At 69.9% G+C, this 13,767-nt stretch carries 13 protein-coding genes; 5 read left to right on the top strand and 8 right to left on the bottom strand.

The window, feature by feature from the left end; genetic code table 11:
- Positions 1 to 380 precede the first annotated feature (380 nt).
- Positions 381 to 1,031: a DNA-3-methyladenine glycosylase gene (locus ACGFRF_RS17950; RefSeq protein WP_393740896.1), complete on the bottom strand. Its 651-nt coding sequence runs from the start codon at positions 1,029 to 1,031 to the stop codon at positions 381 to 383.
- Between the two features lie 100 nt (positions 1,032 to 1,131).
- Between ACGFRF_RS17950 and ACGFRF_RS17955 the strand changes: the two genes are divergently transcribed.
- From ACGFRF_RS17955 to ACGFRF_RS17965, 3 genes are all read left to right on the top strand, one after another.
- Complete coding sequence (locus tag ACGFRF_RS17955) at positions 1,132 to 1,914, top strand: sporulation protein (RefSeq protein WP_393740898.1); 783 nt, start codon at positions 1,132 to 1,134, stop codon at positions 1,912 to 1,914.
- Positions 1,915 to 1,958: 44 nt separating this feature from the next.
- Positions 1,959 to 2,498, top strand: a complete 540-nt coding sequence (locus ACGFRF_RS17960; RefSeq protein ID WP_393740900.1) for a YbhB/YbcL family Raf kinase inhibitor-like protein — start codon at positions 1,959 to 1,961, stop codon at positions 2,496 to 2,498.
- A gap of 167 nt (positions 2,499 to 2,665) precedes the next feature.
- The gene (locus ACGFRF_RS17965) at positions 2,666 to 3,172 is read left to right on the top strand and encodes an HNH endonuclease (protein ID WP_393740902.1); all 507 of its coding nucleotides are present in this window, start codon (positions 2,666 to 2,668) and stop codon (positions 3,170 to 3,172) included.
- A gap of 111 nt (positions 3,173 to 3,283) precedes the next feature.
- On the opposite strand, the gene ACGFRF_RS17970 is transcribed toward ACGFRF_RS17965, so the two are convergent.
- From ACGFRF_RS17970 to ACGFRF_RS17980, 3 genes are all read right to left on the bottom strand, one after another.
- On the bottom strand, positions 3,284 to 4,240 hold the full coding sequence (locus tag ACGFRF_RS17970) for an SPFH domain-containing protein (protein ID WP_393740904.1): 957 nt from the start codon (positions 4,238 to 4,240) through the stop codon (positions 3,284 to 3,286).
- A 111-nt stretch (positions 4,241 to 4,351) separates the two neighbouring features.
- Positions 4,352 to 4,783, bottom strand: coding sequence for an NfeD family protein (locus ACGFRF_RS17975; protein ID WP_393740906.1), 432 nt, complete (start codon positions 4,781 to 4,783; stop codon positions 4,352 to 4,354).
- A gap of 69 nt (positions 4,784 to 4,852) precedes the next feature.
- Complete coding sequence (locus ACGFRF_RS17980) at positions 4,853 to 5,650, bottom strand: ABC transporter ATP-binding protein (RefSeq protein WP_393740908.1); 798 nt, start codon at positions 5,648 to 5,650, stop codon at positions 4,853 to 4,855.
- A 149-nt stretch (positions 5,651 to 5,799) separates the two neighbouring features.
- Here ACGFRF_RS17980 and ACGFRF_RS17985 point away from each other — a divergent pair, with 149 nt between their 5' ends.
- Entirely contained in the window at positions 5,800 to 6,588 is a 789-nt protein-coding gene (locus ACGFRF_RS17985) for a hypothetical protein (protein ID WP_393740910.1), read from the top strand.
- Positions 6,589 to 6,726: 138 nt separating this feature from the next.
- Here the strand turns inward: ACGFRF_RS17985 and chpE are convergent, their stop codons facing one another.
- From chpE to ACGFRF_RS18000, 3 genes are all read right to left on the bottom strand, one after another.
- Positions 6,727 to 6,972: a chaplin ChpE gene (gene chpE, locus ACGFRF_RS17990; RefSeq protein ID WP_393740912.1), complete on the bottom strand. Its 246-nt coding sequence runs from the start codon at positions 6,970 to 6,972 to the stop codon at positions 6,727 to 6,729.
- A 170-nt stretch (positions 6,973 to 7,142) separates the two neighbouring features.
- The gene (locus ACGFRF_RS17995) at positions 7,143 to 7,784 is read right to left on the bottom strand and encodes a response regulator (protein WP_393740914.1); all 642 of its coding nucleotides are present in this window, start codon (positions 7,782 to 7,784) and stop codon (positions 7,143 to 7,145) included.
- The gene (locus tag ACGFRF_RS18000; RefSeq protein WP_393740916.1) at positions 7,777 to 8,922 is read right to left on the bottom strand and encodes a GAF domain-containing sensor histidine kinase; all 1,146 of its coding nucleotides are present in this window, start codon (positions 8,920 to 8,922) and stop codon (positions 7,777 to 7,779) included. Before ACGFRF_RS18000 ends, ACGFRF_RS17995 begins: the two co-directional genes overlap by 8 nt.
- Before the next feature lie 1,218 nt (positions 8,923 to 10,140).
- On the opposite strand from ACGFRF_RS18000, the gene ACGFRF_RS18005 reads away from it, so the two are divergent.
- Positions 10,141 to 10,905 (top strand): transglycosylase SLT domain-containing protein, encoded by a 765-nt coding sequence (locus ACGFRF_RS18005; protein WP_393740918.1) that lies wholly within the window; start codon positions 10,141 to 10,143, stop codon positions 10,903 to 10,905.
- Positions 10,906 to 10,981: 76 nt separating this feature from the next.
- Here the strand turns inward: ACGFRF_RS18005 and ACGFRF_RS18010 are convergent, their stop codons facing one another.
- Positions 10,982 to 13,588: an FHA domain-containing protein gene (locus tag ACGFRF_RS18010; RefSeq protein ID WP_393740920.1), complete on the bottom strand. Its 2,607-nt coding sequence runs from the start codon at positions 13,586 to 13,588 to the stop codon at positions 10,982 to 10,984.
- Positions 13,589 to 13,767: the final 179 nt, after the last annotated feature.

Below are 13,767 nucleotides of genomic sequence, written 5' to 3' on the forward strand. Positions count from 1 at the left end.
TGGCGTTGACTTTTGGCACGCTGTTGAGTTCTCAAGGAACGGTCGCTTCCTTCGTACTCACCCTCTCGGGCTTTCCTCCGGGCGCTTCCCTTCGGTGTTTCCGACTCTATCAGATCCTTTCGGCGTCCGATTCCCGGTCGGCGGGATTGTCTCGGGGCTTTGGGCTTTCGCCCGTCGGCCTTTCGACATTCACTACGTTAGCCGATTTCCTCGGCGACTCATAATCGAGTCTCGCGAGTTCGAATTCGGGCACGCGAGCGCGCCAGAATCGACCCCTTTGAGGGGTTGGAGCTAGGTAGTGGGTTGGCCGCTCCGGCTGCAGGCGATCGCCGTACCCGGTTCAGCGGCTCGGGATACGTTACGCACCTTCGGGGGGCGCGTCAACTTCGTCGGCGCCTCGGCACGTGCGCTCGGTAGGGGCTCACCGTCGGGTCGTCGGCCACCCAGAAGCGCCAGGGATGGAGGTCGCCGCTCCCGCCGTCGCCGGCCACCCCGGTGCGTGGGCCGCTGCGTACCTGGTCGGAGGGGACGGGGGTGCCGGTCAGCATCCTCAGCGGTGTCTCCCCTGAGGTGCACGCGTCCGTGCCGTCCAGAGCCCGGTCGACCTCCAGGGCCGTGGCCAGCCGGGCCGGGCCCTTGGCCAGTTCCTTGTCATTGCGGGCCGAAAGACGACGCTTGCGAGCCAGCTCGGCGCCTTCAACGACCTCCCCGGCGCGGAGCAGGACGGCGCTCGCCCTGCCCTCCGGACCGCAGACGAGATTCATGCAGTGCCACATGCCGTAGGTGAAGTAGACGTACACGTGTCCGGGCGGACCGAACATCACGGCGTTGCGGGCCGTAGGGCCTCGGTAAGCGTGGGAGCCGGGGTCGTTGGGGCCGTCGTACGCCTCGACCTCCGTGAGACGGAGGGCGATCGGGCCGTCGGGGGTCGTCCGGACCAGGATGCGCCCGAGGAGGTCGGGGGCGACCTCCAGGACCGGGCGGTCGAAGAAGTCTCGGGGCAGTGGCGTACGGTCCGGGGGCGCGATCATGCCGTCCGAGGGTAGTCCAGACGGGTCACCCTGCCGGCGGAACCGGCCGGGGGCGGATCGCGTTTGTACGGGTCGAGGGTCCATTCGCAAAGGGAGAGTCATGGCGTTCAAGAAGCTGCTCGCGAGCCTCGGGGCCGGTGGCGCCTCCGTCGAGACGGTGCTGACGGAGGTCAACGTCGTCCCCGGTGGTGTCGTCCAGGGTGAGGTGCGGATCCAGGGCGGGTCCGTGAACCAGCAGATCGAGGGTCTGTCCGTGGGCTTGCAGGCCAAGGTCGAGGTGGAGAGCGGCGACCAGGAGTACAAGCAGGACATCGAGTTCACGAAGGTGCGGCTCGGTGGCGCCTTCGAGCTGCAGGCCGGTGCCGTGCACGCGGTGCCGTTCGGGCTGGAGATCCCCTGGGAGACGCCGATCACGATGATCGACGGGCAGGCGCTGCGCGGGATGAACATCGGTGTGACGACCGAGCTGGAGATCGCGCGGGCCGTGGACTCCGGTGACCTGGACCCGATCAACGTGCACCCGCTGCCGGCGCAGAAGGCGATCCTCGACGCGTTCATCCAGCTGGGCTTCCGCTTCAAGAACGCGGACATGGAGCGCGGCCACATCCGGGGTACGCGGCAGAAGCTGCCGTTCTACCAGGAGATCGAGTTCTTCCCTCCGTCGCAGTACCGGGGCCTGAACCAGGTGGAGCTGAGCTTCGTCGCCGACGAGCACGCCATGGACGTCGTGCTGGAGATGGACAAGAAGCCGGGTCTGTTCAGCGAGGGCTCGGACACCTTCCGGTCCTTCCAAGTGGGTCTGAACGACTTCCAGGGGACCGACTGGGCGGCTTACCTCAACCAGTGGCTGTCCGAGGTCGGCAGCAAGCGCAACTGGTTCTAGGCTCGGGTACTGCTGGTTCCCGTCATCGATCAGGAGGTACCCAGGTGACCGAGCTCAAGCGGCGGCCGCTCCCCCACGACTTCCATCCGCCCGTGCCGTCGTTCACGGTGACGAGCGAGCACATCGAGGAGGGTGGGACGCTCAAGAGCGACCAGGTCCACGCGGAGGGCAACACCTCGCCCCATCTGCGGTGGGAGGGTTTCCCCGCGGAGACCAAGAGCTTCGCCGTGACCTGCTACGACCCCGACGCGCCGACCGGCAGCGGGTTCTGGCACTGGGTTCTGTTCGACATCCCGGCCTCGGTGACGGAGTTGCCGGCGGGCGCGGGCGGCGGAAAGTTCGAGGGGCTGCCCGAGGGGGCCGTGCACGCGCGGAACGACTACGGGACGAAGGACTTCGGCGGTGCCGCTCCGCCGCCCGGGGACGGGCCGCACCGGTATGTCTTCACGGTGTACGCCGTGGACCAGGAGAAGCTCGGTCCGGACGCGGACGCCTCGCCGGCTGTCGTCGGTTTCAACCTGCGGTTCCACACGATCGCGCGCGCCCAGCTCATCGGTGAGTACGAGAACCCCGCGAAAGGCTGACCGCGGCGCGCGGATTCAGCCGAGGGTTCATTGAACGTTTGCCCGCCTCTGGTCTTGGAAGTGATCAGAGGCGGGCAGTTTTTATTGCGTTGTCCATCTCGGCGCGCCCGTCCAGAGTTGATCCAAGCCCGCCGGGGGTGGGCAGGTGCACACGGGAGGTGGGCTGGATGCGTGACACGCTGGTGCTGAACGCGAGCTTCGAGCCGCTGTCGACGGTGACTTTGAACCGAGCCGTTGTCCTGGTGCTCCAGGACAAGGCCGTCGTCGAGCAGGCCCATCCCGAACTGCGTATGCGCGGTGCCGATGTGGACATACCCGCGCCCCGGGTGATCAGGCTGTGCAGATACGTACGGGTGCCGTTCCGAAGACAAGCGCCGTGGTCGAGGCGGGGTGTGCTGGTCCGGGACCGGCACCGGTGCGCGTACTGCGGGCGCAGGGCGACGACCGTGGACCATGTGCTGCCGCGGTCGCAGGGTGGGCAGGACACGTGGCTGAACACGGTGGCCGCGTGCGCGGAGGACAATCACCGGAAGGCGAACCGGACGCCGGAGGAGGCGGGTATGGCTCTGCTGCGGGAGCCTTTCGAGCCGACTCCGGCTGATGCGATGCTCCTGGCTCTGGGCCAGGAGGATTTCGCCGCGCTTCCCGAGTGGCTCGCTGGGGAAGCGGCTTAGGCTGCTGCCGGGAACTGTTCCTCGACGGCTGCGCGTTGTCCTGGGCTGCTCGCGCAGATCCCCGCGCCCCTTGGGCAGGGGCGCGGGATGACCTGGCGCCGTGATGGCCTGTCAGTCGATCTGCGGCTTCTCGCGGCGTTCCGATCCGGAACCCCCGTTGCCCGAGGAGCCGTTGTTGCCCGAACCGCCGCCCATCGGGCCGAAGTTGCCCATCGCGCCGGAGAGGCCCTTGAGGGCGTCGCCGATCTCGCTGGGGACGATCCAGAGCTTGTTGGCGTCGCCTTCGGCGATCTTCGGCAGCATCTGCAGGTACTGGTAGGACAGGAGCTTCTGGTCCGGGTCGCCGGCGTGGATGGCCTCGAAGACCGTGCGGACCGCTTGCGCCTCACCCTCGGCGCGCAGGGCCGCCGCCTTGGCCTCACCCTCGGCGCGCAGGATCTGGGACTGCTTCTCGCCCTCGGCGGTGAGGATGGCCGCCTGGCGCGTACCTTCGGCGGTGAGGATCGCGGCGCGCTTGTCACGGTCGGCGCGCATCTGCTTCTCCATCGAGTCCTGAATGGACGTGGGCGGTTCGATGGCCTTGAGTTCGACGCGGTTGACGCGGATGCCCCACTTGCCGGTGGCCTCGTCGAGGACGCCGCGCAGGGCCGCGTTGATCTCTTCGCGGGAGGTCAGGGTGCGCTCGAGGTCCATGCCGCCGATGATGTTGCGCAGCGTGGTGACGGTGAGCTGCTCGATGGCCTGGATGTAGCTGGCGACTTCGTAGGTGGCAGCCCGTGCGTCGGTCACCTGGTAGTAGATGACGGTGTCGATGTTCACGACCAGGTTGTCCTGGGTGATCACCGGCTGGGGCGGGAAAGGCACGACCTGTTCGCGCAGGTCGATGCGGTTGCGGATGGTGTCGATGAACGGGACCACGATGTTCAGGCCCGCGTTCAGTGTCCGTGTGTAGCGGCCGAAGCGCTCGACGATGGCGGCGCTGGCCTGTGGGATGACCTGGATGGTCTTGATCAGGGCGATGAAGACCAACACCACCAGAATGATCAGTACGATGATGACCGGTTCCATCGTGTTCCCCGTACCCCTCTCCGCCTCGGCACCTTGGGCAGATCTCGTGGTTGTAGAAGATCTTGCTGGTCGAGTCTGACAGACAGTCGCCCAAGACGTGGGCCGTATCCCTCAGATGACGATCGCGGTGGCCCCTTCGATGTCCACGACGTCCACCTCCTGGCCGACTTCGTAGGCGCGGCCGGTGTCCAGGGCGCGGGCGGACCAGACCTCTCCGGCGAGTTTGATACGGCCGCCGGAGCCGTCGACCCGCTCGAGTACGACGGCCTGCTTTCCCTTCAACGCCTCGACGCCGGTGGCGAGTCGGGGTCGTTGGTTGCCGTGGCGGGCCGCGATGGGCCGGACGACGGCGATGAGGGCGACGGAGACGACGACGAACACGAGGACCTGGATCACGGCGTCGAAGCCCAGGCCGGCGGCGACCGCGGCCGCGACGGCTCCCACCGCGAGCATGCCGAACTCCGGCATCGCGGTGACCACGAGCGGGATTCCGAGCGCCGCCGCGCCGACGAGCCACCACACCCATGCGTCGATGTCGTTCACATGGTCATGGTAGGACCGCGGTCGGGCGGCGGACAGGGCGCGAAAGGGAGCGGGGCGGCTCGGGCCGGGTCAGGACAGGGGCAGGCCCTGGGCGGTCCAGCGGTCGCCGACCTGCTCGACGACGAGCGGGAGGCCGAAGCAGAGGGAGAGGTTGCGGGAGGTCAGTTCGAGTTCGATGGGGCCCGCGGCGAGGACCTTGCCCTGGCGGATCATGAGGACGTGGGTGAAGCCGGGGGCGATCTCCTCGACGTGGTGCGTGACCATGATCATCGAGGGGGCGATGGGATCGCGGGCGAGCCGGCCGAGGCGCCGGACGAGGTCCTCGCGGCCACCGAGGTCGAGGCCGGCGGCGGGCTCGTCGAGGAGGAGCAGCTCGGGGTCGGTCATCAGGGCGCGGGCGATCAGGGTGCGCTTGCGCTCGCCCTCGGAGAGGGTGCCGAACTTCCGGTCGAGGTACTCGCTCATGCCGAGGCGGTCGAGGAAGGCGCGGGCGCGCTGCTCGTCGACGTCCTCGTACTCCTCCTGCCAGCCGGCGGTCATGCCGTAGGCGGCGGTGAGGACCGTCTGCAGGACCGTCTGGCGCTTGGGGAGCTTGTCGGCCAGGGCGATGCCGGCCATGCCGATGCGGGGGCGCAGCTCGAAGACGTCGGTGCCGGGCTTGCCGAGGGTCTCGCCGAGGATGGTGGCGTTGCCCTTGCTGGGGTAGAGGTAGCTGGAGGCGACGTTCAGGAGGGTGGTCTTGCCGGCGCCGTTGGGGCCGAGGATGACCCAGCGCTCGCCCTCCTTCACCGACCAGGAGACCTGGTCCACCAGAGCCCGGCCCTCGCGGACCACGGATACGTCCTGAAGCTCCAGAACATCGCTCATGAGCGCGTTGTCTCCCCTTGCAGTGTGGCCGGTCTCGGCTGTCGCGTACGCCTGTGGCTCGGTCCGCCGCGCCGGTGGCGCAGCCCTTATGAAATCTACGCCACGAGTGCCCCGCTCCATTCCATCGGTCCGGTCCTTAGGGTGGGGGCATGCTCTCGGAACCGCGCTCAGGACGCCTTGCCGCTTGGGGAAATGCCCTTTTGGCCGGACTTGTCTCTCCGGATGACGCCGTACTCGCCATCGTCGGCGAGGACGCGGTGCACCGGGTGGAGGGGCTGCCGGGTGAGTCGGCGCCGGTCGGGCTCACGCTGGCGCTGGGCCGGTTGCGGGCGCTGGGGGTGGCCGGTCTGCGGGTCGCGCTGCCGGCGCCCGGTCATCCGCTGGGGCTGAGCGGGCCGCCGGAGTTCAACGCTCGGGCGCTGGAGGCCGAGGAGGCGGTGGTCTGCCACGGCGCCGCGTTCGGGCTGGTGCCGGAGGTGTACGAGGCCGGGCCCGAGGGTGATGTGCATGCCGAGGTGGTCTGGCATGTGCTGCCGGTGCGGGAGGCGCCGCCGGCCGATGTGCCCTCGCTGGGCGAGGCGGAACGGGAGCTGGCGCAGGCGCTGCGGGAGGCGACCGAGGTGCTGTCGAAGCTGGATGTCGCCGGGTCGGGTCCGGTGGCGGAGGCGGCGATCGACGCGTACCGGGCGCGGGCCGAGCGGGGGCGGGAGGTGCTGGCGCCGGGATACCCACCGCGCGCGGTGCGGGTGTTGGAGCTGGCGCAGCGGATGGCGCTGCTGGTGTCACTGGCGTACGACCGCGGGCACGGGGGTGCGGTCAGCTCCGCCGAGATGGCCGCGCGGTCCGAGGCGTTGCGGCCGGTCGAGCGGACGGCTCGACGGGCGCAGGTGGCGGCGTACAACGCCGTCGTGGAGGAGCGGGAGCGGGGAGTGCGGTGAGCGTCGGCCGTCCGGTCCCGGTGCTGCCGTGGGCGTAGCGGGCAGCTGCCGCTCCCAGGCCCCCGCATCGGCCCTGGGCCGCCTCGCCTCGTGCGCCGGACGGGCTGTTCCCCGCCCGACCGGCGCCGAGAGGGGACCTCAGTGGTTGAGGCCGAGGTTGCCGAAGGCCGGGTTCAGCACACCGATGACGTTCACGCTGTTGCCGACCGCGTTCACCGGGATGTGCACCGGGGCCTGGACGACGTTGCCGGAGACGACACCCGGGGAGCCGTGGGCCTCACCGCCGGCCCAGGCACCGTCCGTGGCGGAGGCCATCCCCGCACCGGCGGCCACCAGGCCACCGGCCAGCATCGTCACGGCCGCTGCCTTCTTCAGGTTCTTCACGTTCAACCCCTCCTAGGCGTTCACCACGGCGGTTCGCCGCGGCACGCACTGGAGAACGGCGGAGATCGCCGGAGGATGCGCCATCCGGGTGACATTCCCACGACGGTATGAATCTCAGTCCGGAACGGAACCCTCCGCCTTGCCGTGAGTGAATCCCTGCGCAGAGCGTCTCAGCTGGTCACACCGTGGCGTACGGCCCACAGCGCGGCCTGTGTGCGGTCGGCGAGGTCGAGTTTCATCAGGATGTTGGAGACGTGCGTCTTGACGGTCTTCTCGGACAGGACGAGGGCACGGGCTATCTCCCGGTTGGAGCGGCCGTCCGCGATCAGACCGAGCACCTCGCGCTCCCGCTCGGTGAGCGAACCCCCTCTGCCGTGGCCGGTGTTGCCCTCCTCCTGGGAGAGCAGGGCGCCGGCGACCTCGGGCTGGAGCAGGACGTGGCCGGCGTGCACGGAGCGGATGGCGCCGGCGAGGGCGTCGGGGTCCACGTCCTTGTAGACGTACCCGGCGGCGCCCGCGCGCAGGGCGGGGACGACCGTGCGCTGCTCGGTGAAGCTGGTGACGATCAGCACGCGTGCGGGGTTGTCGAGTTCGCGGAGCTTGCGCAGGGCGTCGATGCCGTCCATGCCCGGCATCTTGACGTCCATGAGGACGACGTCGGGACGCAGTTCCTCGGCGCGGTCGACTCCCTCGGCGCCGTCGGCGGCCTCACCGACCACCTCTATGTCGTCCTGCACCTCCAGGAAGGTGCGCAGGCCCCTGCGGACGACCTGGTGGTCGTCGACCAGCAGCACCTTGATCGCTTCACCCACCGGGGACCTCCATCTCGATCGTGGTGCCCTTGCCGGGCGCCGATTCCACGGTCAGCGTGCCGCCGACCCCGCTCGCCCGGTCCCGCATGGAGACCAGGCCCAGGTGGCGTCCGGCGCGGCGGACCGTCTTCGGGTCGAAGCCGCTGCCGTCGTCGGTGACGCGCAGGACGGCCCCGCCGCCGCGCCGCTGCACGCTCACGTCGACGTGTGGAGCGCCGGAGTGGCGCAGGGCGTTGTGCAGGGCCTCCTGGGCGACTCGCAGCACGGCCTCCTCCTGGGCGGCGGGCAGGGCGCGGAAGCCGTTGCTGGTGAAGGTCACACGCGCGGTGTGGGCGCGGTCGAGGACCTGTATCTGGGTGCGCAGGGTGGCGATCAGGCCGTCCTCGTCCAGGGCGGCGGGCCGCAGCTCCACCACGGCGGCGCGCAGTTCGTCGGCGGCCTCGGCGGCGAGCGCGGCCACCTGGTGGAGTTCGCCCTTGGCGCGGGCGGGGTCGCGGTCGACGAGGGCGGCCGCCGCCTGAGCGGTCAGCCGCAGGGAGAACAGCTTCTGGCTGACCGCGTCGTGCAGTTCATGGGCGAGGCGGGAGCGTTCCTCGGCGATGGTCAGCTCGCGGCTGCGCTCGTACAGGCGGGCGTTGGTGAGGGCGATGGCGGCGTGCTGCGCGAGGATGGCGAGCAGTTCCTCGTCCTCCTCCGTGAAGCCGCAACTGCCTTTCGGCTTGGCGCAGTCCTTGTTGGCGAGGAACAGCGCGCCGAGGACCTCGTCGCCGTCGCGAATCGGCAGGCCCAGGAAGTCGGCCAGGTCGGGGTGGGCGGACGGCCAGCCCTCGAAGCGGGGGTCCTTGCGCACGTCGGCGAGGCGCTCGGGGCGCGCGTCGTGCAGCATCGCGGCGAGGATGCCGTGCTGGCGGGGCAGCGGGCCGATGGCCTTCCACTGGGCGTCGCTGACACCGTCCACGACGAACTGGGAGAAGCCGCCGTGGTCGTCGGGCACGCCGAGGGCGGCGTACTGCGCGTGGAGCAGCTCGCGGGCGGAGGCGACGATCGTCTTGAGGACGTCGCGCACCTCCAGATGCCTGCTCATGGCCAGCAGCGCGGAACTGACCGCGGCGAGGCCGGACCGGGGGCCTTGACTCATGTCCTCACGGTACCGGCGGGGTGTGACACCGAGGATCGGACCTGTGGCGGCGGGGACTGGGCCGCTGGGCCTAGGGCGGGTGGTGTAGGTCCCCCTGTCCCGGGCGCACGGCGTACACCGAAGGGACCCCCCGCCCCACGGCCCGCTTCCGAGGCGGACGGGGTGGCGCCGTGGGTTCGGACGCAGCGGTGGAGGTGTACCGGACGTGGGGTGCGTACGGCGCGACGAAGGTGGCCGTCGGCCGGCTCTCCGCCGCGCTCTCGGTGGCGGGCCGGGGCCGCGTGTCCGATGGGTCGCTCCGGGCGACATGCGGACGGACCTGCCGGTCGCCGCGGGCGCGTGTGTGGTGGTGCACCTGCCCGCGCGCGGGAGCGACGGGCGGTGGGTGGTGGAGCTGCGGGAACCGGACGGGCGGACACTACGCGCGCGCGTGCGGGCGGGCATGCGCGGAGGGAGGTGGGGTGGCGGGCGGAGCCCGACCGCTGCCGCAGGAGCCGCTGAGCGCGCGGGGGGGGCGTGGAGTCGGCGGTGGGACCGGACGGTGTGGTGCGGGCCGATCGGGAAAGGCGCGGAGCACATCCCCGGCACGTGGTGGCGGGAGACGGGCGGGCGGCCCCGTGATCGCCGTGGGGACGACGAGCGGGCGGGCCGTGGGGGTCGGACGGTGTGGTGCGGGCGGCCGGAGGGCGGCGGATCTGGTGGTCACGCCCGAGCGCGGGGTGCGGGTGGTGGGGACCGCACGAGCCGGAGGCCCCGCGTCTGCCGATGCCGGAGTCGGTCGCCGGACGGGCTGCGACCGGCCGTGCCTGTGGGGTGAGGATGCGCGGGCTCTGCCGGTGGCACGAGTCGGCGACGAGCATCGCGCCCGAGCGGCTAAGAGCCCTCACCCAGAGCATTGCTACGGCAACTGGCGGTGAGACCGCTGTGTGTCCGATGTGAGCCCGCGCATAGGGCGCACATCACGTACGAAAGGGCATAGGAGATAAACCAGCCCCGCATGAACGGGAAAGACGGCCCTGTCTGTCCCGTTTTGCCCTTCCCTGATCCACTATCGGGGATAGTACGTCACACCTTTGCCTGCGCATTTTGCGCCAGCTAAGAATTGCTCTCGTCGCTCAGACGCCGTGGGTTCCGGCCCTCGGCGTTCGTGCGGGAGGAGCCGATTCCCCCGGCGGACGCAGGAGCGACCTCCGCGCTACACGAAGAGGTCCATCAGCCATGCCCAAGAACATCCTCAACCGATCTTATAGTCGTGCCCTGACCAAGCAGCACAAGATCGCCGTCGCCGGTGTCGCTGCCTTCGGCACCGCCGCCCTCGCCTTCTCGGCCGTCCCCAGCAGCGCCGAGACCGTCACCACCGGCGCCCCGGCCACGACCGCCCAGGTCGCCGCCGGCACCGCCTTGCAGAACGTCAAGGGCACGGTGACCGACCAGCTCGCCACCGAGACGGTCAAGCTCGACACCTTCGCGGCGCAGAAGAAGGCCGCGGACCAGGCCGCCGCCAAGAAGGCCGCCGCGCAGAAGGCCGCCGAGGCCGCCGCGAAGCAGAAGGCCGCCCTGGCCGCCGCCGCCAAGAAGGCCGCGCAGGAGCGCGCCGTCAAGGCCGCCGCGAGCCGTTCCGCGCAGCGTGTCGCGATGCAGCCGGTCGCCGCCAAGACGTACGCGAACAACCTGGACGGCTGGATCCGCGAGGCCCTGGACATCATGAAGGCCAAGGGCATCCCCGGCAGCTACCACGGCCTGCACAAGAACATCATGCGTGAGTCCTCCGGCAACCCCCAGGCCATCAACAACTGGGACATCAACGCGATCAACGGCATTCCGTCGAAGGGCCTGCTGCAGGTCATCCCGCCGACGTTCAAGACGTACCACGTCCCCGGGACCTCGTGGAACATCTACGACCCGGTCGCCAACATCACCGCCGCCGCCAACTACGCGGCCGACCGGTACGGCTCGATCGACAACGTCAACAGCGCGTACTGAGGTCGGCGCGGACCTCTGACGTAACGCGGAAGGGCGGCACCCCCCGGTGGGGTGCCGCCCTTCGCGTCGCGTGCGGTTACTTCCGCATGACCTCCGGCTCGTGGCGGCGCAGGAAGCGGGCCACGAAGAAGCCGCAGACCACACCGAGCGCGATCAGCGCGACCATGTCCAGACCCCAGGCCGAGGCCGCGTGGTCCCACAGCGGGTCGGTGCTGGTCGGGTCGTCGGTGTTCGGCGCGATGTTGTTGAAGTCCAGCGTGGTGCCGGCCGCGGCCACCGCCCAGCGGGACGGCATCAGGTACGAGAACTCGTTCACGCCGAGCGTGCCGTGCAGGGTGAAGAGGCAGCCGGTGAAGACGACCTGGATGATCGCGAACATCACCAGCAGCGGCATGGTCTTCTCGGCGGTCTTCACCAGCGAGGAGATCACCAGGCCGAACATCATCGAGGTGAAGCCCAGCGCCATGATCGGCAGGCACAGCTCGAAGAGGGTGGAGCCGCCCAGCACGAGCCCCTCGTCGGGGATCTCGCGGCTGGAGAAGCCGATCAGGCCGACCATCAGGCCCTGCAGCACCGTGATGGCGCCGAGCACGACCACCTTGGACATCAGGTACGCAGAGCGGGACAGGCCGGTCGCACGCTCCCGCTCGTAGATGACCCGTTCCTTGATCAGCTCACGGACGGAGTTCGCGGCACCCGCGAAGCACGCGCCGACGGCGAGGATCAGCAGCACGGTGGTCGCCGTGCCGTTCGGGACGGGCACGCCGGTCTTCTGGTTGACCGGGTTCACCAGCAGGCCCTTGTCGGAGTCGATCAGCAGGCTGACCGCGCCGAGCACCGCCGGCAGGATCACCGTCAGCGCCAGGAAGCCCTTGTCCGAGGCGATGACCGCCACGTAGCGCCGGATCAGGGTCATCAGCTGCGAGCCCCAGCCCTGCGGCTTGGGCGGCCTGATGGCCTGCGGCGGGGGCATGTGTACGGACTGCGGGGCGACCGCGTCGATGTCCGCGGCGTACATCTGGTAGTGCTGCGAGCCCTTCCAGCGACCTGCCCAGTCGTAGTCGCGGTAGTTCTCGAAGGCGGAGAAGACGTCGGCCCAGCTGTCGTAGCCGAAGAAGTTCAGCGCCTCCTCCGGCGGACCGAAGTAGGCGACCGCACCGCCGGGCGCCATGACCAGCAGCTTGTCGCACAGCGCCAGCTCGGCCACCGAGTGGGTGACGACCAGGACCGTACGGCCGTCGTCGGCGAGGCCGCGCAGCAACTGCATGACGTCGCGGTCCATGCCCGGGTCGAGGCCGGAGGTCGGCTCGTCCAGGAAGATCAGCGACGGCTTGGTCAGCAGCTCCAGGGCCACCGAGACGCGCTTGCGCTGGCCGCCGGACAGGGACGTGACCTTCTTGTCCTTGTGGATGTCCAGCTTCAGCTCGCGCAGCACCTCGTCGATGCGGGCGTCGCGCTCCTGGGCGGTGGTGTCGGCCGGGAAGCGCAGTTTGGCCGCGTACTTCAGGGCCTTCTTGACGGTCAGCTCCTTGTGCAGGATGTCGTCCTGCGGGACCAGTCCGATGCGCTGGCGCAGCTCGGCGAACTGCTTGTACAGGTTCCGGTTGTCGTAGAGGACCTCGCCCTGGTTTGCGGGCCGGTAGCCGGTGAGCGCCTTGAGCAGGGTCGACTTGCCGGAACCGGACGGGCCGATCACCGCGATCAGCGACTTCTCCGGGACACCGAAGGAGACGTCCTTCAGGATCTGCTTGCCGCCGTCGACCGTGACGGTCAGATGGCGTGCGGAGAAGGAGACCTCACCGGTGTCGACGAACTCCTCGAGCCGGTCGCCGACGATCCGGAAGGTGGAGTGGCCGACGCCGACGATGTCGCTCGGGCCGAGCAGCGCCGAGCCGCCCTTGGCGATCGGCTGGCCGTTGACGTAGGTGCCGTTGTGCGAGCCGAGGTCACGGATCTCGAAGCGGCCGTCGGGCGTGGCGTGGAACTCGGCGTGGTGCCGGGAGACCTGCAGGTCGGAGACGACCAGGTCGTTCTCCAGGGCACGACCGATGCGCATCACGCGACCGAGCGCGAACTGGTGGAACGTGGTCGGGCTGCGGTCGCCGTAGACCGGCGGCGCCCCCGCGCCACCACCGGGCGTCTTCTGCACGTACTGATCGGCGGGACCGGCCTGCTGCGGGAACGCGGTTGCCTGCTGCGGCTGCTGCCAGCCGGGCTGCGGCGCCTGGTGCACGGGTGCCTGGTGTGCGGGTGCCTGGTGTGCGGGTGCCTGGTGCGGCACGGCCGGCTGCGGCGCGACCTGCTGCTGGGCCCAGCCGGGCGCGCCGGCGCCCTGGGCCGCGTACGGCGCCGCCGCCTGCGGCTGCGGGCCCGGGCCGCCGACCGGGGTCGCGGCCGCGGACAGGTTCAACAGCGGACCGTCCGTCGCGTTGCCCAGGTTCAGCGACGAGCCGGGGCCGAGCTCCATGTGCTGGATCCGCCGGCCCTGCACGAACGTGCCGTTGGTGCTGCCGTGGTCCTCGATGACCCAACTGCGGCCGTTGAAGCTGACCGTGGCATGCCGCCAGGAGACCCTGGCGTCGTCGAAGACGATGTCACCCTGCGGATCGCGGCCCAGGGTGTAGGGCCTGGACGGGTCGAGCGTCCAGGTCCGTCCATTTGATTCCAGTACGAGTTCCGGCACTCCATGCCCCACTGAGTTGTCCCCCGAGTTACCCCCGTCGCAGGGAGTCTAGGGATGTCGAACATCGTGGGGAACTATTTCAGGCTCGGCCCTCTGACCGAAACCCGGGCCTTTCCAAGGGCGCCGGTACGCGCTTCAACTCGCCCCGTTGACGGGGTTGAAACCGGGCCGGAGAGTGG

Origin of the sequence: Streptomyces sp. NPDC048521 (genome assembly GCF_043199855.1) — a bacterium.
GTDB lineage: Bacteria > Actinomycetota > Actinomycetes > Streptomycetales > Streptomycetaceae > Streptomyces.